16 protein-coding genes are annotated in these 21,643 nt (G+C 29.9%); 6 read left to right on the top strand and 10 right to left on the bottom strand.

The window, feature by feature from the left end; all coding sequences use genetic code 11:
- Window positions 1-29: 29 nt before the first annotated feature.
- Window positions 30-1,049 carry a glutamine synthetase beta-grasp domain-containing protein gene (locus IPH62_04740; GenBank protein MBK7104570.1) on the bottom strand — a complete coding sequence of 340 codons (1,020 nt, stop codon included), beginning with the start codon at window positions 1,047-1,049 and terminating at the stop codon, window positions 30-32.
- An 11-nt stretch (window positions 1,050-1,060) separates the two neighbouring features.
- Window positions 1,061-1,507 (bottom strand): Lrp/AsnC family transcriptional regulator, encoded by a 447-nt coding sequence (locus tag IPH62_04735; protein MBK7104569.1) that lies wholly within the window; start codon window positions 1,505-1,507, stop codon window positions 1,061-1,063.
- A 223-nt stretch (window positions 1,508-1,730) separates the two neighbouring features.
- Here IPH62_04735 and IPH62_04730 point away from each other — a divergent pair, with 223 nt between their 5' ends.
- Both IPH62_04730 and IPH62_04725 read left to right on the top strand, forming a co-directional pair.
- A complete protein-coding gene (locus IPH62_04730; protein ID MBK7104568.1) occupies window positions 1,731-2,732 on the top strand; it encodes a GHKL domain-containing protein in 1,002 nt (333 codons plus the stop codon).
- A 1,704-nt stretch (window positions 2,733-4,436) separates the two neighbouring features.
- Window positions 4,437-6,095, top strand: coding sequence for a T9SS type A sorting domain-containing protein (locus tag IPH62_04725; GenBank protein ID MBK7104567.1), 1,659 nt, complete (start codon window positions 4,437-4,439; stop codon window positions 6,093-6,095).
- Window positions 6,096-6,184: 89 nt separating this feature from the next.
- On the opposite strand, the gene sucC is transcribed toward IPH62_04725, so the two are convergent.
- From sucC to IPH62_04695, 6 genes are all read right to left on the bottom strand, one after another.
- Window positions 6,185-7,348 (bottom strand): ADP-forming succinate--CoA ligase subunit beta, encoded by a 1,164-nt coding sequence (gene sucC, locus IPH62_04720; protein MBK7104566.1) that lies wholly within the window; start codon window positions 7,346-7,348, stop codon window positions 6,185-6,187.
- A gap of 82 nt (window positions 7,349-7,430) precedes the next feature.
- Window positions 7,431-8,108 carry a hypothetical protein gene (locus IPH62_04715; GenBank protein ID MBK7104565.1) on the bottom strand — a complete coding sequence of 226 codons (678 nt, stop codon included), beginning with the start codon at window positions 8,106-8,108 and terminating at the stop codon, window positions 7,431-7,433.
- The gene (locus IPH62_04710) at window positions 8,105-8,941 is read right to left on the bottom strand and encodes an ABC transporter permease subunit (protein ID MBK7104564.1); all 837 of its coding nucleotides are present in this window, start codon (window positions 8,939-8,941) and stop codon (window positions 8,105-8,107) included. Before IPH62_04710 ends, IPH62_04715 begins: the two co-directional genes overlap by 4 nt.
- Before the next feature lie 2 nt (window positions 8,942-8,943).
- A complete protein-coding gene (locus IPH62_04705; protein ID MBK7104563.1) occupies window positions 8,944-9,861 on the bottom strand; it encodes an ABC transporter ATP-binding protein in 918 nt (305 codons plus the stop codon).
- Between the two features lie 6 nt (window positions 9,862-9,867).
- Complete coding sequence (locus IPH62_04700) at window positions 9,868-10,647, bottom strand: aminoglycoside 6-adenylyltransferase (GenBank protein ID MBK7104562.1); 780 nt, start codon at window positions 10,645-10,647, stop codon at window positions 9,868-9,870.
- A 1-nt stretch (window position 10,648) separates the two neighbouring features.
- The gene (locus IPH62_04695; GenBank protein ID MBK7104561.1) at window positions 10,649-11,821 is read right to left on the bottom strand and encodes a serine hydrolase; all 1,173 of its coding nucleotides are present in this window, start codon (window positions 11,819-11,821) and stop codon (window positions 10,649-10,651) included.
- A 434-nt stretch (window positions 11,822-12,255) separates the two neighbouring features.
- Between IPH62_04695 and IPH62_04690 the strand changes: the two genes are divergently transcribed.
- The 3 genes from IPH62_04690 to IPH62_04680 all read left to right on the top strand — a co-directional run bounded on the left by IPH62_04690 (window position 12,256) and on the right by IPH62_04680 (window position 17,999).
- Window positions 12,256-13,578 (top strand): glucosyl transferase, encoded by a 1,323-nt coding sequence (locus tag IPH62_04690; protein ID MBK7104560.1) that lies wholly within the window; start codon window positions 12,256-12,258, stop codon window positions 13,576-13,578.
- Window positions 13,579-13,761: 183 nt separating this feature from the next.
- Window positions 13,762-16,128, top strand: a complete 2,367-nt coding sequence (locus tag IPH62_04685; protein MBK7104559.1) for a S8 family serine peptidase — start codon at window positions 13,762-13,764, stop codon at window positions 16,126-16,128.
- A 1,235-nt stretch (window positions 16,129-17,363) separates the two neighbouring features.
- A complete protein-coding gene (locus tag IPH62_04680; protein ID MBK7104558.1) occupies window positions 17,364-17,999 on the top strand; it encodes a T9SS type A sorting domain-containing protein in 636 nt (211 codons plus the stop codon).
- 104 nt (window positions 18,000-18,103) lie between these two features.
- Here the strand turns inward: IPH62_04680 and IPH62_04675 are convergent, their stop codons facing one another.
- A complete protein-coding gene (locus IPH62_04675; GenBank protein MBK7104557.1) occupies window positions 18,104-19,969 on the bottom strand; it encodes an MFS transporter in 1,866 nt (621 codons plus the stop codon).
- Window positions 19,966-20,889, bottom strand: a complete 924-nt coding sequence (locus tag IPH62_04670; GenBank protein MBK7104556.1) for an ROK family protein — start codon at window positions 20,887-20,889, stop codon at window positions 19,966-19,968. The genes IPH62_04675 and IPH62_04670 overlap by 4 nt, the downstream gene beginning before the upstream one ends.
- A 202-nt stretch (window positions 20,890-21,091) precedes the next feature.
- On the opposite strand from IPH62_04670, the gene IPH62_04665 reads away from it, so the two are divergent.
- Complete coding sequence (locus IPH62_04665; protein ID MBK7104555.1) at window positions 21,092-21,565, top strand: YbaK/EbsC family protein; 474 nt, start codon at window positions 21,092-21,094, stop codon at window positions 21,563-21,565.
- The last annotated feature ends 78 nt before the right edge of the window (window positions 21,566-21,643 follow it).

The following is a 21,643-nucleotide window of genomic DNA, read 5'->3' as shown; positions in this document are numbered from 1 at the left end:
GTTTTTTGTAATTACTTATTTTGGAAATATTATAATTTAACGCCTTTAACTGTATTAATAATTTCCGCAGAAACTTTGTATGGATCTGCATTGGAAGCTGGTCTTCTATCTTCTAACCAACCTTTATAACCGGATTCTACCGTTCCAATTGGAATTCTAATTGATGCACCGCGATCGGAAACTCCGTAGCTAAATTTATCAATTGATTGAGTTTCGTGTCTTCCGGTTAAGCGTAAATGATTATCTGCACCATAAACTGCAATATGTCTTTCAATTGCTTCTTGACTTCCAAATGCTTCACATATTTTTGCGTATGTTTCTTTACTTCCGCAAGTTCTTAAAGTTGAGTTAGAAAAATTTGTGTGCATTCCGGAACCATTCCAATCCCCGGTAACTGGTTTGGGATCTAAGTTAATTCTAATATTATGAGCTTCACCAATTCTTTCCATTAAATATCTTGCAGCCCAAAGCTGATCACCAGCTTCTTTAGCACCTTTTGCAAAAATTTGATATTCCCATTGACCTTTCATAACTTCTGCATTTATTCCTTCAATATTAATTCCGGCAGAAATGCAAAGATCAACATGTTCTTCAACTATATCGCGACCAACATTATATTCTGCACCGACTGAACAATAGAATGGTCCTTGCGGAGGAGGAAAATATCCTGGCGCCGGAAAACCATAAGGTGTATGGTGATCCAAATCCCAAAGAACATATTCTTGCTCAAATCCAAACCAGAAATCATGATCATCATCATTAATTGTTGCTCTTCCATTTGTCGGATGCGGTGTTTTATCCGGATTTAAAACTTCGGCAATAACTAAATATGCATTTGCTCTTGCCGGATCAATAAAAACGCGAACGGGTTTTAATAATAAATCTGATGAACCACCCGGCGCTTGCATTGTAGATGAACCATCAAAAGCCCAAAGTGGTGCTCCTTCAGCAGTTCCATCAAAATTATCTACAATTTTGGTTTTACTTCTCATTTTTTGTGTTGGCTGATAACCATCTAGCCAAATGTACTCTAACCTCGATTTAGCCATTATTTCTCCAATTAAATGTTTATTATTGTGGTTTCTTTTACAGTTGATAATACAAAACTTGTTACTGTTCTTACAACTCCTGGCCATGATTGAATTTGAGCAAGCAATCTTTCTAAATCATCCGTTCCTTTTAGAATTACTTTTAATAAGTGAGAACCTTCTCCCAAAATTGCATGACATTCCAAAATTTCTGGTGTTTGAGAAACATGTTCTTCCAAATCGTGAAATTTCTTCGAAGATTTCATGTAAACAGTTATAAACGCCATTAAATCAAACCCAAATTGCTTTTTGTTCAATTTTGCGTAATAACCTTCAATAATTCCTTTTTCTTCTAATTTTTTTAATCTTTCACTTAACGATGGAAGGGATAAATTTACTTGCTCGGCAATTACATTTCGTTTTGTTCTTCCTTCTCTCTGAAGGGTGTTTAAAATTTTAATGTCTATTGCATCTAACATAATTACACTTATTTATTTAGGTTATTTAATAAATTTACTTGTAAAATTAAGTGAAATATTTTTTTTATGCAAATTATTTTTTGAATTCATAACTTTTTTAGGATAAATGTGAGTTATAACATACTTTGAACAAAAATTGAATTGCTGTTTAAATTGCAAAAAATCAAGAAGCACAGTTTTTTTTCGATAATTCAATTGAAAATTTCAGAACGGAAAATTTATTATGAATTCACTATTTGGAATAATTGGAATAATTTCGGTATTTCTCTTTTTAGCCGGAATAATAATTTATCTTATTAGAAAAAATATTTTCGATCTAAAAATTTCGGGAGAAATTAATTCTGAGGAAAAAATTTCTGCAAATCAAAATGAAAAACTTCAAAGGTTAAAAAATGATAATGAGAATTTAAATAAGGAAATAAAATTCCTTGAAGAAAAAAATAGAAGATTGCGATTAAAAATTGATCAGCTAAAAAAAGTAATAGTTCATCTTGAAGAACAAAAAAATCAGTTAGAAAAAAATGAATCTAAATTGCAAGAATTAAGAATTAAAAAAGATGAAACTCTTGCAATGGTAGCGCATGATATTAAAAATCCCGCATCGGCAATTAAAAATTTTGTGGAATTGCTTGAATCATATGATTTATCTGCGCAAGAACAAAACGATATTCTTTCCGGTTTGGTTGAAATTTCTTCAAGAATTGTAAAATTAGCCGATGAATTTTCGCAAGTTGTTGCGGAGGAATTTGAACCTTTTCAAATTAGCAAAGAAAATACAAGTTTTTATCAAACAATTGAAAGTGTAGTAAAAATTAACAGAGTTAAAGCAAGTAAGAAAAATATTGATGTGCGATTATACCAACCTAAAGAAGAATTATTTATTAAAATGGATGAAGAAAAAATTAAAGAAGCAATTGATAATTATGTTGGAAATGCAATAAAATACTGCCCTGAAAAAAGTAAAATTGAAATTATTACAAATAAAGAAAAGAATTTTGTTACGCTTGAAGTTACGGATAACGGTTTTGGACTAACCGAAGATGAAATTTCTCATGCGTTTGAAAAAGGAACCAAACTTAGTAATAAACCAACCGGCGATGAAACCAGTTCCGGTTTAGGTTTATGGATTGTTAAAAAAATTGTTGAAGAACATAACGGCAAAGTTTGGGTTAAAAGTAAAAAAGGTTTTGGCTCTACTTTTGCATTTTCAATTCCCATCGAATAAATCAATTCAATATAATACTTGATATCTTCTTATCATAATTGTAAATTGTTGAATAGTTACCTAAATAAAATTTTTAGATTCCAATAAAAATTCATTATCACTTCCTCATAGTTTTTTTGCGTTATAAATATAGAAATTAAAAAAAATGGAATTTTTATGAAAAAAATTACAATGCTTTTATTTATTTCTACATCTATTATGTTTTCTCAAACTGATAAACAAGATCCATTTCAAGGTAATTACACTTTGGGAAATTCATCGGAAATTGCAATTAGCTGGAATGTAAATCGAGATAATGATTCAACAGTAACGCATAAAATTTTTAATTATTTGTCAAATTCGGGGCAGTATATTTTAGATTCAACAAATAGTGGAAATTTTGATGAAAATCTTTCTATCGGTGATAAAAAGAAACTCCAAAAAATAAGCGGAGATTTTGATGGAGATGGTTTGGATGAAATTATTACAGCATGGGAAAGTTCGGATTATTCAATAAATATTATAAGTTCAAAAATTAATAAAAACAATTTAGCATGGAATGATGTTAGTGAAATTAAACTTGATAAAATTCAATATCCGGTTTCGCCATTTAATAATTCAAGCAGATTTGAAATTGCAAAAGGAAATTTTGATCTAGATGCAGAACCCGAATTGGCAATTTGTTTTTGGAATGTTGATGCAATTCTTGAATTAAGAATTTACAATATTGATGAAAATTTAAACTTCTCACAAACTTCAGTTTTAGCTGATGAATACATGAATCCCAATATGTATAATTACACAATTCGTTTTGATTTTGCTTGCGGTGATTTTGATGGAGATTTAATTGATGAATTTGTTTTAGCCGGACATATTGCCGAAGATGACGATAGTTGGTCAATTTTTACAAAAATTTATGATGTAGAAAATAATGCAATAATTCCCAAAGTGAAAAAAAACGATTTCTATTCAAGTGATAATTTTTTTAATTCAAATTATAAAATAAATAATTTCATTATAGAAACCGGAGATTTAACAAATAATATAATTGATGAATTTACACTTAATTTTGTTTTGGCAAATAACGGAAGCTCACAAGCTGAAAATTATATTCTTCCAGCAAAAGTTACATTAAACTTAGATACAATTAATGTTGATTTAAAAAATTTGTATAAAATTTTTCAGACAAACGGAAACACAAATTTGGCAATCAGCATGCAGTTAGAAGATTTGAATAATGACGGCGCAGATGAAATTATTGTTGATGGAGATGGAAGAATAAATATTCTTCAAGCAGATACAACTCTTAATCTAACTTGGAAAACCGGAGAAAATTTTGGTTCAGAAACTCCGGTTAATAATAGAATGATAATTGCAGATTTGGATGCAAGCACAAACGATTCACTGTGGCATCCGGAAATAATTGTTGCTTTTACAAGAAGTGTGCAACCGGATAATTTTCCTAATTATACAACATTAAATATTTCTATATTTGAACCAATTATTGATGCATCGGGAGATGTTATAAATGTACAAAAAAGAGTTAGTTTTATTGCAGATTCTATTGTTGGATCAAATAATCATATTTACTCAATTACAGCCGGTGATTTTGACGGCGGAAGTATTCGTTTGGGAAAACCAAATTTTTATTCCGCAACTGATATAGTTCAACCTCTAGTAATTCTTAATGCTCCGCCGGTTCATTTTGATATGCTTGATGGAAATATGTTTGATATAAATAAAAATTTTAACGGACAAAATTCAAATTTCTATTCAAAATATTATACTTCAAGCGAAACCGATATTGAATTTGAAACAAAGATAAATAAAGCTTGGTCAGTAAGCGGCGAAGTTTCCGGAGGATTTAAAATTCCTGTTATTGGAATTGGAACGGAAATAAAAATTAAAAGTCAATATGGCAAAGGATTTTCTAAAAAGAAATTTACGTCAAATACATATAAAGTAAGTCAGAATATAACAGCCAGCAGCGATGATTATATTTACGCAACAATAATTAATTACGATATTTGGGAATATCCGGTTTTAACAAATGACGAAATTCAAGGTTATGTTTTAGTTGTAGAACCCGGGCAGCCACAAAGATCGTGGTTCCCGAGCAAAAGTCCGCAAGCTGCTGATTATATTCCTAATCATGAAGTCGGCAATATTTTATCTTATAACAATATTGCGGCACCAACCGAAAACGGAAGTTTACATCAAGTTTTAAAATGGAATACATCAGATCAAATTACATTGGATGGCTCGCCGGGATTTCAATATAATTGGGCATTAGAAAATGAAACTCAAACAATAGTTACAGCTTCAAATGAAGTAAATTTTAAAATTAGTGGAGAAGCAAGCTTTGATAATCCATTTAAATTTACACCTGATGTAAAAATTAAAGGAAATTATTCCACCAAATCAATTTCAACTCGAACAAATAAAGTTAAATATAAAAAAGGTTTAGATGTTCATTTAGGACCAATAGATTTAGGCATAGGAGAAACATATTATTCCGTAACTCCTTATGCCTATTGGGCAAAAAGCGGGGCGCTTGTTTTGGATTATGCAGTTGATCCAAGACCATCTGGAATAAGTGTTCCCGAAACTTGGTGGCAGCAAAAATATAATGAAAAACCGGATATAGCATTAATCTTACCATGGAGATTGGATCCCGAAAAAGGATTTAGTATTACCGAAGATAAACGTCAACAAACGAAAGATATTATATTTAATCCCGAAAAACCTAAACCGGGAGACATAATAAATATTAAAACAAGAATTAAAAATTTTAGTTTGCTAAATACAAATTCAATTGTTGATGCAAAATTTTATGTTGGAGATCCCAATAACGGCGGAACATTAATAGAAAGTACGGATGGAAAAAATTTTTTTTCTACAGATGATTTTATACCGGCAAGAAGTGAAGAAATTATAAGTTTTAATTGGCAAATTCCAAACGGAATTTCAACATTCCCAAGAATTTATGTTGAGTTAGATCCGGAAAATAAAATTGATGAAATTCACGAAAGTAATAATATTGGTTGGAAAGTATTACAATTATTTGATGCAACCACGGATATCGAAATTGAAGAAAATTTACCAATAGAATTTGAATTATTCCAAAACTATCCTAATCCGTTTAATCCAAGTACAACAATTAAATATTCATTACCAAATGTAGCCTCGAGCTTTAGCTCGAGCATAAAATTAATTGTTTACGATTTATTAGGAAGAGAAGTAAAAATATTGGTTAATGAAAAACAAAAACCCGGTAATTACGAAATTGAATTTGATGGAAGTAATCTTTCAAGCGGAGTATATTTTTACAGATTGCAAGCTGGAAAATTTGCAACTACCAAAAAACTTATATTAATGAAGTGATATAAAAAATGTAGAGACGTAAAATTTTACGTCTCTACAAAAATATGGTTGTCATTCCCATGATCCGTTAGCCAACGGATGGAAATCATTTATTTTTTGAGAACAGCGGTAACTTTCTTTGCAGCATCTTCCAAAGTTGTGGCAACTTCAAAATTTAATTTGGAATTTGCCAATAAAACTCCGGCTTCTTTTGCGTTTGTTCCTTCAAGTCTTATAACAATTGGCACTTCAACTTTAATTTCTTTTACGGCATTAATTACACCTTGAGCAACTCTATCGCAGCGGACAATTCCGCCGAAAATATTTATTAAAATTGCTTTAACATTCGGGTCGCTCAAAATAATTTTAAATCCGTTTGCTACAGTTTCTTGATTAGCGCCGCCGCCGACATCCAAAAAGTTTGCCGGTTCACCGCCAGCTAATTTTATAATATCCATTGTTCCCATTGCAAGTCCGGCACCATTTACCATACATCCAACATTTCCATCTAATTTTATATAATTCAAATCATATTTTGATGCTTCAATTTCAAGCGGTTCTTCTTCATCAAAATCTCTAAATTCCATAATATCTTTGTGTCGGAAAAGTGCGTTATCATCAAAATTCATTTTTGCATCAAGTGCAATAACATCGCCCTCTTTTGTAACTACTAAAGGATTTATTTCAGCAATTGAAGCATCTGTTGAATCATAAGCTTTGTAAAGTGCCAACAAAAATTTTACTGCGTTTTTAAATTGAACCCCTTCCAAACCTAAACCAAAAGCCAATTTACGCGCTTGATATTGTTGCATTCCAATTGCGGGATCAATAGTTTCTTTAAGAATTTTTTCCGGAGATTCGGCTGCAACTTTTTCAATTTCAACTCCGCCTTCTGTAGAAACCATTACAACATTTTTAGATTGAGCACGATCTAAAGTAATTCCCACATACATTTCTTTATCAATATTTACGCCTTGCTCAATTAAAAGACGTTTTACAGTTTTTCCTTGCGGTCCGGTTTGATGCGTAATTAAATTCATTCCGAAAATTTCTTTTGCATATTTTTTTACTTCATCAAGATTTTTTGCAACTTTTACACCGCCGCCTTTTCCTCTTCCGCCGGCATGTATTTGAGCCTTTACAACTTTAATATTTCCGACTAATTCTTTTGCGGCTACAACTGCATCTTCGGGAGAAAAAACTACTTTTCCTTCCGGAACCGGAACGTTAAATTTTCTTAAAATTTCCTTTGCTTGATATTCATGAATTTTCATAATTTCCCACAACTTTATTAAAGCAATTTTTTAATTTCTTAATAATAACTAAAAAAAATATTTTGCCCAATTTTGATATAAATTATTTTTCAACTTCTTTCTCATCAACAAAAACAGAATCTTCAATTCCTTTATTAACTTTATAATTATTGTAATTTATTGTTATGTCACCTTTAAAATTTTCTGGAATATTTCTTCTTCTTTTATTTTCACTTTCTTTAACTTGTGAAAAATCCAAATTTATTTTTATTTGTGATGGAAGAGCAAACTCTTTCTGATCATTGTAATTAAAATATGTTATAATTTTTGCATTTCCATCTAACGATAAAATAATCTGCTTTATTAAAAATTCATTTTTATCTACTAACAATTTGGCAGCATTAAATTTTATGCTATCAGCATTTGGAATAATTTTAATTACGGAAAGTTTTTTATTATCAATTAAAGTATCGCCAATAATTTCCGAAGTAAAATTCTTATCAATAATTTTTTGCGGATTAAAATCAATTACGCCTTTGGGTAATATTGCAAGTTTTTCCGATTTTAGTTTAAATTTATCCGGTTTCTTAAAAAATATTTCTGCTTTCGATTTCGGCATTTTAAGAAAATCAAACTTTACGGAAATTTCAACATCAGCAGAATAATTATCAACTTTATCAATTTTACTTTTTATTGCTGAAATAATTTTCTCGGCATTTTTGTCTTGAGCAAAATTAGTAATTGTAAAAAGTATAAAAATTGTTACAAATATTTCTTTCATGATAAAATATCTTTTCTTATAAAAATTATTGAAGTTAGAATTAAAAATATTACAGAATGTAAAGCAAGATATCCCAAAGATTTAATTTGTACAAACCAATCAAAATCATAATTGAAAAATTTTTGCCAATCCATAAAGTAATTTGTGAATAAATATGGTTTAATATATTTAGTAAAATCAACCGGAATTTGCGAAAGAATAACGAAGAAAATTAAAATTGCCATCGTTGCAATTATTGGTCCAATTGCGTTTTCCACCAATGAGGAAAACAAAAATGATAATGTAAAAACAAGAAGCATGCTGAAAAATACGTGCAAATAACTTAAAGCAAATCTCCATAAAATATCATCTTGTGCAAAAATATTTATACCATCAGAAAGAACAATTAATTCGCCGTTGCCAAATACAATATGGCTAATAACTAAACTGACAAAAATCATCCAAACAATAATTGATAAAATATAAATACATCCGGCTAAAAATTTTGAAAATATAATTTGCAATCTTGAGACGGGACGAGTAATAATTAATCTGTAAGTTCCGCCGGTTCCTTCTCCGGCAAGAATTTCTCCGGCAACCAAAACAATTGTAAGTGGAAATAAAATAAAAAATGCATTTAGAATTAAATGACCGATTAAATTTCCATTTAAAATATTTCCGGAGATGATAAACAAATCACTCAAATTTCTGGTGATATGTCTTACTTCATTTTCGCCATAAATGTAAAGATTGATTTGAACCATTGAAACCATAAACAAAATTCCAAAGTGACCAATGTAAGAACGCCACTTCTTAAAAATTTTAATAAGCTCTATATGCACTAATTTTATCAGCATTATTTTTCTTCTGTAATTTTTAAAAAATAATCTTCTAATGAATTTTTTCTTTCCACGGAAAATATTTCAACATTATTTTCAACAAAAAATTTTATTAAATGTGGAATTTTTTCTTCGGCAAGATTTATTTTCAGTTGTGAATTTAAAATGGTGAAATTGTTATTTGAAAATACTGAATTAGATAAAATTTCTTGAATATTAATTTCACTCTTAAAATTTATTTCAACTTCATGTTTATCATTAATTAAAAGTTCTTTTACATCACCTTCAATTATATTTTTTCCTTTATTTATAATCACCATTCTATTTGCAATTAATTCAATCTCGCGTAAAATGTGCGAAGAAAGAAAAATTGTTTTACCTTTTTCTTTGCTTAAGAAAATTATTAAATCTCGGATTTCCTTCATGCCTTGCGGATCAAGTCCGGTTGTTGGTTCATCTAAAATAATTAATTCCGGATTATGCAAAAGTGTTTGAGCAATTCCCAATCTTTGTTTCATTCCGTGAGAAAAAGTTTTTACTTTGCTGTTGTATCTTTTATCTAAACCTACTAACTCAAGAATTTCCATAATATTTTTTTTGGAAATACTAATACCGGACATTTTTCCTAAAATCTCCAAATTTTTATATGCGGTTAAGTATAAATAAAAATCCGGTTTTTCTACAATTGCACCGACTTTTGCTAAAATTTCTTTTCTGTGCTGAGCTAAATCTTTCCCAAAAATTTTAATATTACCAGAAGTTGGTTTAATTAATGTGAGAAGCATTCTGATTGTTGTACTTTTTCCGGCGCCGTTTGGACCAAGAAAACCAAACACATCACCCTTATAAACATTGAGGTTTAGGTTATTTACCGCTGTAAGATTTTTAAACTTTTTCGTTAAGTTTGAAATTTCTATAACTTTTTCAGAATTCATTTTAAATTAATTTCGATTTTTAATTTCGTTAAAATATTCCATTGCTCGTATTTCAGTTTGAGTTTGCAAGTTTATTTCTTGTGAAAAAATTTGATTTCGTAAATCTTGATATAAAAAAATTATTTGTTCCAAACTTTTGATTAATGAACTTTTATCATAATCTGAAATTGTTAATTTCAATTTTCCCATATCATCAGTAGTGAAAAATTTTTCTGCTTTTCTTAAACCTTTTGGCAAGCTATTGTTTTTAATCTGCAATAATTGTGCAATAACATTTGTCCGAAGAAAATTAATTGCATCTAAAGTTTCAAAAAATTCACCTCTGCCAATTTTGGAAGAAACGTAATGAATCCAAATCCAGAAGCGGTCTTCAATCCATTGATAATTCGGATAAGGAAATTTTGGTTCGGAATTTTTGATAATATTAGATAATATATTTTCTCTTTCCCAAACCACAATTGGATTTTCAACTCTTTGATAAAATTCATCGGGAGTTATAAATTTTATATCAACATGCAGAAGCGGATTATCATAAAGACAAATTAAAAGTCGATTTTCTCCAACATGTTCACCGGTAAAAGCATTTAACAAATTTCCAAATTGTTGTGCATAATTTGTCATCAATTCTTTATTTGGAGCTATTTTATTTTTTGTAACTAAAACAAAATCGAGATCGGAAAATTCATCAATTTCATTTGTGATCCAAGAACCGCCGAGTGCTAATCCCAAAACATTTTCATCGTTTTTAACTTTATCAATTACGTTATTTACAAAACTTTTGTGCATGTTAATTTTCTAAATTTCTAAATATTGAATTAAAAATAGCATCGTGAATTATTGGTCGGAAATCTGAAATTTTAGTATTTGTTCTTTTGGGATGAACTCTATTGCTTAAAAGTATAACAAATAATTTTGTTTCTTTATCAACCCAAATTGAAGTTCCGGTATATCCAGTATGACCAAATGAATTCATCGAAAAATAATTTCCGGATGAAGATTTTTCCGGAGATTTTGTATCCCAACCCAAACCTCTATCGCTTTGCACTGATTGTTTTGTCGTCCAATCTTTAATTAATCTTGAATCAAGAATTTCTTCGTTATTATAAATTCCGTGATTTAAATACATCATAATAAATTTCGATAAATCTTCAGTTGTTGAAAACAATCCAGCATGACCCGCAACTCCGTTTAGCATAAAAGCTCTTTCGTCGTGAACTTCGCCTTGCAATAATCTCATTCTATAAAAATCATCCAGTTCTGTTGGAACGCAATTATTTTTTATTTCATTTGACGGATTATACATTGTTTGGTTCATTTCCAGTTTAGTAAATAAATTATCGTTTAAGAAAACATCAAGAGTTTTTTCGGAAATTTTCTCAATAACTTTTTGCAAAACAATCATTCCTAAATCACTGTAAACATATTTTTCACCGGGAGGATTTTCTAAACTTAAATTCATAATATCATTAATAACTTCATCAGCTGTTGAATATATATCATAATATTTTTTGAATGCAGATAAACCGGAATTGTGAAGTAATAAATTCCTAATTGTAATTTGATCTTTTCCATTATTGTTAAATTGAGGAATATATTTCACAACCTTTTCATCTAAATTTAATTTGCCATTTTGGACTAATATCATTGCGGCTGAAGTTGTTCCAATAACTTTCGAAACCGAAGCCAAATCGAATATTGAATTTGTTTGAACTTTAGATGAATTTTTATCATATGTAAAATGTCCGAATGCTTTGCTGTAAAGTACTTCTTGATCAATTCCAAATAACAGTACAGCGCCGGGAAAAACGGAATCGATAACTGCAGATTCCATAATCATGTCAATAACTTCAAAGTTATATTCTTTTTCAATTTTTGTTGAGCATGAGGAAATTACTAAGAAAGTTAAAACCAGTATAGTCTTTAGCAAGATCGAACTTATTCTAATTTTGTTTTTGAACATAATTATTATTGTTTAATTATAAACAGAAAAATTGATTTATTTAAAATATTGGTTAATGTAAAATTAAAAATATTTAATAGACTTCTTACAAGTGAAATAATAATTTTTACAAGTTAAAATATTTGTATAAAAGAAAAATAAACCACTTCAAATTAACTGGATAGAAAATTAGTAATGTGTTATTCTAGGAAATTATTAAAATTGTTAAAGATAAATAATTCTTGAAAATACTACTAACCGCAAGAAAGCTAACTAAATTAAGTTTGTATAGAAATATTATTAAACATATAAAAAACTCAATTAACACAAACTTAATATTGTAAATCTTGACAATTTATTTTTTTTTTTCGTATGTTAATGTCGGATTTAAAACTAAAGTGATTTTATAGTAACATAAGAACCAAGATAAATTAAATGAAAACAAGGGTTCTAAAATGAAAAAGAAATATCTTCCCATCCTATTATTGCCAGTAGTATTTGCCTTAATATTTATTTCCTTTAGTTGCGATACAACCGAACCGAATAAAGCAATTCTTGAACTGCAGCTTGAAGATGCAAGCTGTACAGAAGTCTGGCTTACCCTTAAAACAAATAATTTACAAATACCAGCAAATATAAATCTGTTTGTTAATGAAAAGAATAAGAGAACAATAAGATTAAATGAAGTTGATACAGTATTATATGTAGATTCATTACTGCCAAACCAAACGTATAATATTTATACAACAGTTGAAAAGCAATTGGGTTTAAGTAACAAAATACAAGTAACAACATTAGATACAACAAGCCATAATATTACATGGCAAACATTTTTATTTGGAGAACATTCTAGTAGTGTTCTTTATGATGTCGCAGTTATTGATGAAAACAACATTTGGGCTGTGGGTGAAATTTACTTAAATGATTCGCTAAATAGTCCGGATCCAAAATTCTATAACTTGATTAGATGGAATGGGAAAGAATGGAAGCCTGAAAGAATTTATTTTAATAATAGTCAACAGCAATCCTTTTTAGCTCCAATGAAAGCGGTTTTCGCTTTTGATTCAAATAATGTGACGATTGGTTTAGATCAAATAATTAAATGGAATGGAAAAAAATATCAATCAATTGAAATACCAAAGACAGTTTTTAATAGCTGGATCAATAAACTCTGGGGAGCATCAAATAATGATATATATGCAGTGGGAAATAGTGGTTTGATTGCACATTATAATGGCTATTGGGAGAAAACGGAATATAGTACTACACTGCCTTTTCAAGATATATGGGGAAGTAAAAAGATTAAAGAAAATGATTCTAAAGTTTTATGCGTTGCCTCTGATAAATATGAAGGACACGGACCCGAAGTTTACGAGATTAAGAATAATTTAATTGTACCTCAAATGCTTGAAGGTTTACCTTGGAGCATAAGCTCAGTCTGGTTCAAAAATGAGTTAAAAACCTATATTGTTGGGGATGGTATATATATTCAAAATCCATATTCTGCAAATAAAACATGGAAAAATGTAAATAATAATATTTCTTCTTACTATATGCATACAATAAGAGGTAACGATGTTAATGACATTTTTATTGGAGGTGCCGGAGGAGAAATTGTTCATTTTAATGGTGTTACCTGGAAAACCTATAAAAATGATGGAGTTCCAAATTTTTACGGAAATTATTTATCACTCTCAGTTAAAGAAAATTTAGTCTGTTTTGTAGGAAATTATATTGATGATAAAGTGAAGGCTATTATAACTATAGGACGAAGATAAGATTGGAAACAAGAGATTCTCCGAAATTAAATTAAATCTGCTCCAGTGCGCCAACACTGGAACAGAAACAAAGTAAACAAAAACCGTATAGAGTTAAGCATTTGAAAATAATGCTGACCCATTTTTGTTTATATAGCAAAATTACATATTCAAGTGAACTTTAACAAACTTTATGAGGAGTTTATGAAATTTTTAATAATGTTAATTTTAAGTTCAAACTTACTGTTTGGACAATGGAATAATAAAAACTTAGAAAGTAAATTTGAAAAAGAAGTATTAAAAGAAATAAACAGTGTTATTAATGAAGTTCAAAATGGTAATAAATTACACGGAAATATAACTAAAAAAGTGAAGAACAAATTTACCGCTTTAGATAGTGATTTAAGAATACTTTGCAGAGTGAGAGTGAGTACATTATCAATAAAAAACAAAATAAAAAGTTTAGGGTGTGAAATAAAAAATGAGACACATAATGATCTTTATGTATGGATCCCTTATAGTAAAGTTGAAGATCTTGCTGCATTAGATGAAGTTCTATCAATAGGTACTAAAGGTGTTGCTATATCAAATGAGGAAGTTATTAGTGCAGGAGTTGGATTACACCGAACAGATTTGGTTTATAATACTTATGGATTGACAGGTAGCGGTGTAAAAGTTGGAATAATATCGAATGGTATGAATTATTGGATGGACTCAAGATTAAATGGTGATTTACCCTCTGTGGTTAATGCAGTTGATAATACTAATAATGCAACAAATTATCCTGGAACAGAAGGTACAGCAATGATGGAAATAATACATGATATTGCCCCTAGTGCACAACTTTGGTTTGGCGGAATTGACGGTTCTGATGATCATTTAGATTTTGCTGATAGAATTACACATTTAAAACAACAAGGATGTAAAATAATTGTTGATGATCTTAGCTTTATTATTGGCTATTCCTATTTTCAAGAAAATGAGATTTCTGTAGCAATTAATCAATTTATACAATCAAATAACGGCTGTTATATATCATCTGCTGGAAATTTTAATGGGAAAATGTATACAGGTAACAGTTATCTTGTCAATGCCACTGGTAATTTTGTTATATTCGATAACAATGCTATGACTGAATTAACGTTTAAGTCAAATTCAGCAAATAATATACAAATAATCTTGCAATGGGGTGATAATTGGTATGCACCTACAGAAGATTATGATTTGTTTGTTACTGACGCAAGTAATAACGCGAAAATAACAAGTGATAGAAGGGGATCTGGTTTTTCTCCTGAAGAATATGGGGACTTTGAGGCAACTGCAAATACAACATATAAAATAAAAGTTAAGTGGTTTGATTGGGTACCTGGCAGTATGAATAGAGAATTAAAAATATTAATTTTGGGCGATATTTCCAATTTTAATTTGCCTAAATCAGATAAGCAGATATTAGGACAGTGTATTGCTAGTAATGTAATAGCTACGGCCGCAACAAATGTATCAACCCCATTAGATGTTGAAGACTTCAGCTCTCGAGGTCCGGGTGTAATATATTCATCTGGAAGTGGTACTTACTTAGAAAGTCAACAACCCAAAATTACAGCCGCTGATAATGTCAATACATTTGTTGGTCAAAATGGAAATTTTTCAAATCCATTTTCTGGAACTTCTGCTGCAGCTCCGCACTTAGCTGGAATTGCTGCTCTGTATTTCGAAGGCTTTAATACGGATGGATATACACAATTTCTTTCAAAAATTAAAAGCACATCTGTAGCTATGAGTGATGGAGGGAATTCTACGACTTGGAAAAAAGCATCTGGAAACGGTAGGGTAGATGCATATGCTGCTATTGCAGCACGAGTTGCAGAAAATTATGTTAATACAACAGTTTCTCAATTAAATTCTGGTGGTACAAATATTAGCACTTTTGATATATGGCAATCAAATAGTTGGAATAACCAATCGGCTCCAAAAACTTTTATTTTTGCAAAAAATTCAACACAAACATTACGAAGTAATCAGAATGTAGTAAATAATGAAAAATATCACAACTGGAATAGTTCACTAACGGATGTAACCAATCATAAAAATTTTACAATAATATCAGGTACTACCAATCTTACTGCTAATTTAAAACCTGTTTACAGTGTCCAGTTTCTCAATAAGCTTGAAGAAACGAGCATTAACGGTGGTCAAATTGGTTTTCGAGATCCTTGGCTTATTGATAACAACGATGCAAAGGGACCCTTGAATAGGGGGTCAATAGCATCAGCTCTTTGGTATAATAATTTAAATTCACCATTTTCTCCAAACACTTCTTCTAATTATAAAGGTGTTTTCTTATTGCAGGGTGGAACTGGTTTTACACCACCATATTATACTTCAAAAGCAATTCAACAACAAAATATTTATGTTAATAGTTTAGTGGGTACAAGAGAATTTTATTTCCAAAATTGGAGTGCCAATCCAACAGGCAGTGCTACTTTTCAAAATGAAACTGCATTAGAAACCCCAGTTGTTTTTAATACAGCTAATGCAATCGTTCAAGCTAATCTTAAAGGCAAAATGTAACAACAGGTTTCAATACTAACAGCCAGCGAAAAATAGTAAGAACCTCAAACGGCGGATTACACATGGTTTATGAAAGTATGGGAAGTGTTTGGTATACATACAGCAGTAATGGAGGCACAACATGGACTCCAGAACAAAGGGTAAATCCATACCCCAGTAATGCAAAAAGTGTATCAATTGCAGAATCAAACGACGGCATGAATAATGTTTATGTAGTTTATCAAGCGGATAGATTTGTTTTTCTTTCAACTTGCTTGGGACTAAATGTGACTAAATTTGTTAACGGCAATAGAATTTGGGATGATAATATATATGATTTAACAACATATACTTACGATACAAAGCCAGTTATTGGAGTTTATAATAACTTAATTTTTGTTGTTTTTAAACCCACATCAACATCTCAATTAATTTCTCTTAAGCTAAATATTGATTCTATTACTGAAAGAATTACCTCAGTAACAAATTATACTGTAACAAATTCAACATCAAGCAGTCAAAATCCATCAATAATGGGCTCGTTATACAGATTCTTTTTAGCGTATCAAAACAGTAATACACAAATAAAATATTGTGAACTTCTCCAAAACGGTACCATCAAAGACGAAACAACAATTTCGGCCAGTTCCGGATTTACTTATAATATTAATCCATCAATTTCTGCACATGATGATTTTCCAGTAATTAGTTGGAGTGGATATAATTCTAGCAGTATACCAACTGCCATTATAAAAAGAAAAACAAGTAATACTAATAACACTTGGTCATCTAATTCGTTATTTGAAAATGGAGCAGCAGCATATCCGACAAATAATAATTCTAAAGGATCCGGTAACGATGGTTCAATAATAGCATGGTCAAATATGTATAATGTAGCACATTATGTAAAATTTGAAAATGGCAGTTATTCAACTATTAAAACATTACCAACAGCTTACTTTGGGCAAGATTTACAAATAAGCAATGGCGAGGAATTTGCACAAATAAAAGCAATTGGTTTTTATAGAAGTGGTTCGGCACCCTATCAAGTGAGACCTGTTTCATATAATTTTAGTACAATGCAAAAGACTTCTGAAGATGAAAAATTTAACTATTCTAGAATGCTTGTTTTAACAAAAAATAATTCTGAAATAGTTTACCAACTTGGAAATATTAAGCTTGATGGCGAAAGCATTAAGTTTAGAGAAATTAATGATTCAACCAAAATAAAAGATAGTAAAAGGTTAACCGAGATGATGTCAACCGAACTATTAAATTTAACTAAAGAAAGTTCTTTAGAGTTTGCTGATTGTGCTTATTTTATAAACAGGGAAAAGACAAATTTATCAACCAATGGAATTAAATTAACATTAGAATTAGTAAAAAATAATGGTGAAGTTATTTCACAAATAAAGGATATTTCTTATAATAAAAAAGATACTACTGATATTAAAACTTACTTTAAAATTGATTGCAGTAAATTGCAATCCGGACAATATTTTATAAGAGTAAGTGGTAATATTAACGAACAAGTTAAGTACGATATAAGTGATTGTTTAGATATAGAATATGAATCTGTTAACAAAAACAATTTTGAGAATGTTGAATTAAATATTGAAGAACTACCAAAACAATATTCACTTTCACAAAATTATCCCAATCCTTTTAATCCATTAACAACAATAAATTACCAATTACCAAAAGACGGGCATGTAACTTTAAAAATTTACGATATGCTTGGTAAAGAAGTAATAACTTTAGTAAATGAATTTAAAACAAGTGGAAAGTACAACATTAAATTTGACGGTAGTAATTTATCAAGCGGTGTTTACTTTTACAAAATAGAAGCTGGTAATTTTAGTGATACAAAAAAACTTATTTTAATGAAATAAACAAAAAATTAAAGGCATTCTATATTATTAGAGTGCCTTTTCTTTTTTCAAAGAACTTTTATCTACTAAGTTATTGTAATCGTAATATATTATATCTTTAAAAATCAATTTGCTTCTTTAATTTTCTTCCCAAAATCTTCATTAACATTTACGAGTTTTACAATTAATAAAGATGGAATTGCAGCAAGAAAAACCCAAACAAAAAAATGTTGATAACCAATTAATTCTTGAAGCCATCCGCTGAACATTCCCGGAATCATCATGCCCAAAGCCATGAATCCGGTTGTTATTGCAAAATGTGCAGTCTTGTGTTCTCCATCTGAAATATAAATCATATAAAGCATGTATGCGGTAAAACCAAAACCATAGCCAAGCTGCTCAAATGCAACGCATATAAGAATTGTGGTAAAATTATCCGGAAGTGCATAAGACATATAAACATAAACCAAATGAGGAACATTAATTGCAAGTGCCATCCACCAAAGCCAGAACTTTAAACCATGTTTTGATGCAAGAATGCCGCCAACTAAACCTCCGGTAATTAATGCTAAAATTCCAATTGTTCCATATACAAAACCAACTTCACCGGTTGTTAAACCTAAGCCGCCTAACTCTTTTGGATCAAGCAAAAACGGAGATGCCATTTTTAGTAATTGCGATTCGCCTAATCTGTAAGTCAATAAAAATAAAATTGATATCCCAATTTTTTCCTTTTTGAAAAAAAGTTTAAATGTGTTAAAAAATTCTATTAGAACATTTTTTTCATTTAAACTGTGAGTAACATCGGATTTTGGATATGGAAGAATAAATTTATGATAAACGAAAAACACTAAAAATAAAATTGCTAAAATTATAAAAGTGATTGTCCATGCAAGCGGAATATTTCCGGAAATTGCACTAAATGTTGCCGAGGTTTCAGATTTTAATTTTTGGTCAATTTGAAAAAGAATCAATGCCGGCTTATTCCAATTGTGTTTTGTAAAAATAAATCTTGCACCTTTAACGAGCATAATACTTTTATCGCCGGAACTTTCACTAAGATTTACAACAATTTGCTCATTTTCGCTTGGAGATTTTGATAGAAATAATTTTGAAATTCCGTAATTACCGGTTTGGCTGTTTGGCGATTTAAAAATTTCTTTTTTGCCAAAATTTTCAACAATAATTTTTTCTATTTTGGATAAAATAAATTTATTCCACCATGATTCAGATTCGTTAATTTTTTCTTCAGAAATTATTTGTTTAATATTTTCTTCATAACCATTTTTAATATTTTCGTTTGTAACAAATTGAATTGCAGAATCCAATTTTTCGGGAGAAATATTTACGGTTTCAATTTCTAAAACTTGCGGCGAAATAATTAATTTAATTTTTTCATCCTTTGTAAGACTTTCATCTACAATAATATTTTCATAATTAACATTTCCGGTAACTGATTTTACTTCAATATTTATTTTTCCCAAACCGGTTGAGCTTTCCAAATATCCAGCAATAATTATTAACAAACCTTGTCCGGTAATCATTGCAATTCGGTAAAATGTACTTCGTATTCCAACAAAAAAAGCTTGTTGATTTTCCGTTAATCCCAGCATGTAAAAACCGTCTGCGGCAATATCATGTGTGGCAGAACTGAAAGCAAGTAACCAAAGAAAAGCTAAAGTATATTGAAAAAAATTGGGGATTGGAATTGTGAATGCAACTCCGGCTAAACCGGCACCAATTATAATCTGCATTGTGATAATCCAGAATCGTTTTGTTTTAAACAAATCCACGATTGGCGACCACAATGGTTTTATAACCCAAGGAAGATATAACCAGCTTGTATAAAGTGCGATATCCGAATTTGAAACTCCAAGTCTTTTGTACATTATTACTGAAACAACCATTACAATTACATATGGAATTCCCTCAGTAAAATAAAGGGAAGGAACCCAGCTCCACGGATTTTTACTTAATTTATCTTTAATCATTTTTGTTCCGAAAATTTCTTTGCCATAATCACCGCACCTATTTCTGGAGGAAATTCTGAATCTTGAATTTTAACTTTTGGAAGAAATGTTAGAATTATTTCTTTCAGCATTTTTGAAAATAAACTTTCATTAGTTATAATTCCGCCAATAAAAACAATTTTCATTTCTTCACAATTTAATTTTTTTGTCATTGCCAATATGTGAAGTAAAAGTTCGTTGGTTTCTTCATCCAAAATATTTCTGCAAAGATCATCATTATTTGCAGCTTGAATAACCAACGGAGCAACATCTTGAATATTCAATTCATTATTGTAAACTTTTGAAATTAATTTACTTTGATCAGAAATGTTAAAATTTTCTTCAACCAACTTTTGAAGTAAAGTTTCTTTTCCTCTGCCATCAAAATATTTTGAAATTTGATTTAAACCTTTTTTCCCAATTGAGTAACCGCTTCCTTCATCGCCAATTAATCTTCCAAAACCACCGACTCTGTGAATAATTCCATTTGCATCTTTTCCAAACATAATTGAGCCGGTTCCCGAAATTAAAATACTTCCCGGATTTCCAGAGAATGCTCCTTCCAAAGCAATTCTTGCATCACTAACAACTTCAAAATTATTTAATAAAAGATTTTGATTTTTTGCAGAATTAATTATAGCGTTTTTTAATTTATCAGCATCACTTTCACGACCAGCGCCGGTGGTGCCAAGTACAATTCCGGTAAGTTCATTTGTAGAAATTTTAATTTCATCGCAGCATTTTTTTATTAAATCTAAAATAGTTTGAGAAACAATTTCAGTTCCAATCGTTAAAAAATTTGAGGGACCGGATTGAGTTGAACAAATAATTTTTAGATTTTCATCGCAAAGCACACATTTGGTTTTTGTACCGCCGCCGTCAATTCCAATAAAATATTTCATAATAGTTAATTTGTATTTGAGAATTTCTAAACTTATCTAAAATATGATGAAGTTCAAAAAGTGAAGTTAAATTTGTATTATTATAATTATTGATACTGCTTTACAAATTTTCTATTTTGTAATAAACAAAACCAATTGGTCAGTAATATTCCGCAATAAATTTTCTGGTGCTCCATTTTTATAATTTAAAAAGGAGGATAAAATGCCAGCACAAATTATTAGAAATTATCTTGATGAAAACGAAATCAAGTACCTTTCAATCAAACACTCAAAAGCATATACTGCACAAGAAATTGCGGCGGTTGCGCATATTGAAGGTCGCAGATTAGCCAAAACTGTAATTCTAAAAATTGATGGCAAATTAGCATTTGCCGTTCTTCCAGCTTCGTACAAAATTGATTTTGAAATGCTTAAAAATTCTATTGGAAATGAAAATGTTAGATTAGCAAATGAACAAGAGTTTAAAGATAAGTGTCCCGGTTGCGAAGTTGGCGCAATGCCGCCGTTTGGAAATTTATTTAATTGTGAAACTTTTGTTGCAGCAAGTTTAGTTGAAGACGAAGATATTTTGTTTAATGCCGGAAATCATACTGAATTAATTAAAATGAAATATTCTGATTTTGAAAATCTTGTTAATCCAAAAATTTTGAGGTTCTCAACAAAATATAAAACGTAATGAAACTTTTGTGAAAGTAATTTTTCTTTCGCGTTTGTGAAGCATATACTATATTATCCAACTCAATAAAAAAATATT

This window comes from Ignavibacteriota bacterium (assembly GCA_016708125.1).
Classification (GTDB): Bacteria; Bacteroidota; Ignavibacteria; order Ignavibacteriales; family Melioribacteraceae.
The sequence above is the reverse complement of the archived record's forward strand: the minus strand, read 5'-3'. Positions and strand labels throughout refer to the sequence as shown.

Excerpts from the sequence above, each read along its gene's own strand:
- IPH62_04740 (MBK7104570.1), bottom strand. The coding sequence starts at position 1,049 with ATGGCTAAATCGAGGTTAGAGTACATTTGGCTAGATGGTTATCAGCCA.
- IPH62_04735 (MBK7104569.1), bottom strand. The coding sequence starts at position 1,507 with ATGTTAGATGCAATAGACATTAAAATTTTAAACACCCTTCAGAGAGAA.
- IPH62_04730 (MBK7104568.1), top strand. The coding sequence starts at position 1,731 with ATGAATTCACTATTTGGAATAATTGGAATAATTTCGGTATTTCTCTTT.
- IPH62_04725 (MBK7104567.1), top strand. The coding sequence starts at position 4,437 with ATGTTTGATATAAATAAAAATTTTAACGGACAAAATTCAAATTTCTAT.
- sucC (MBK7104566.1), bottom strand. The coding sequence starts at position 7,348 with ATGAAAATTCATGAATATCAAGCAAAGGAAATTTTAAGAAAATTTAAC.
- IPH62_04715 (MBK7104565.1), bottom strand. The coding sequence starts at position 8,108 with ATGAAAGAAATATTTGTAACAATTTTTATACTTTTTACAATTACTAAT.
- IPH62_04705 (MBK7104563.1), bottom strand. The coding sequence starts at position 9,861 with ATGAATTCTGAAAAAGTTATAGAAATTTCAAACTTAACGAAAAAGTTT.
- IPH62_04700 (MBK7104562.1), bottom strand. The coding sequence starts at position 10,647 with ATGCACAAAAGTTTTGTAAATAACGTAATTGATAAAGTTAAAAACGAT.
- IPH62_04695 (MBK7104561.1), bottom strand. The coding sequence starts at position 11,821 with ATGTTCAAAAACAAAATTAGAATAAGTTCGATCTTGCTAAAGACTATA.
- IPH62_04690 (MBK7104560.1), top strand. The coding sequence starts at position 12,256 with ATGAAAAAGAAATATCTTCCCATCCTATTATTGCCAGTAGTATTTGCC.
- IPH62_04685 (MBK7104559.1), top strand. The coding sequence starts at position 13,762 with ATGAAATTTTTAATAATGTTAATTTTAAGTTCAAACTTACTGTTTGGA.
- IPH62_04680 (MBK7104558.1), top strand. The coding sequence starts at position 17,364 with ATGTCAACCGAACTATTAAATTTAACTAAAGAAAGTTCTTTAGAGTTT.
- IPH62_04675 (MBK7104557.1), bottom strand. The coding sequence starts at position 19,969 with ATGATTAAAGATAAATTAAGTAAAAATCCGTGGAGCTGGGTTCCTTCC.
- IPH62_04670 (MBK7104556.1), bottom strand. The coding sequence starts at position 20,889 with ATGAAATATTTTATTGGAATTGACGGCGGCGGTACAAAAACCAAATGT.
- IPH62_04665 (MBK7104555.1), top strand. The coding sequence starts at position 21,092 with ATGCCAGCACAAATTATTAGAAATTATCTTGATGAAAACGAAATCAAG.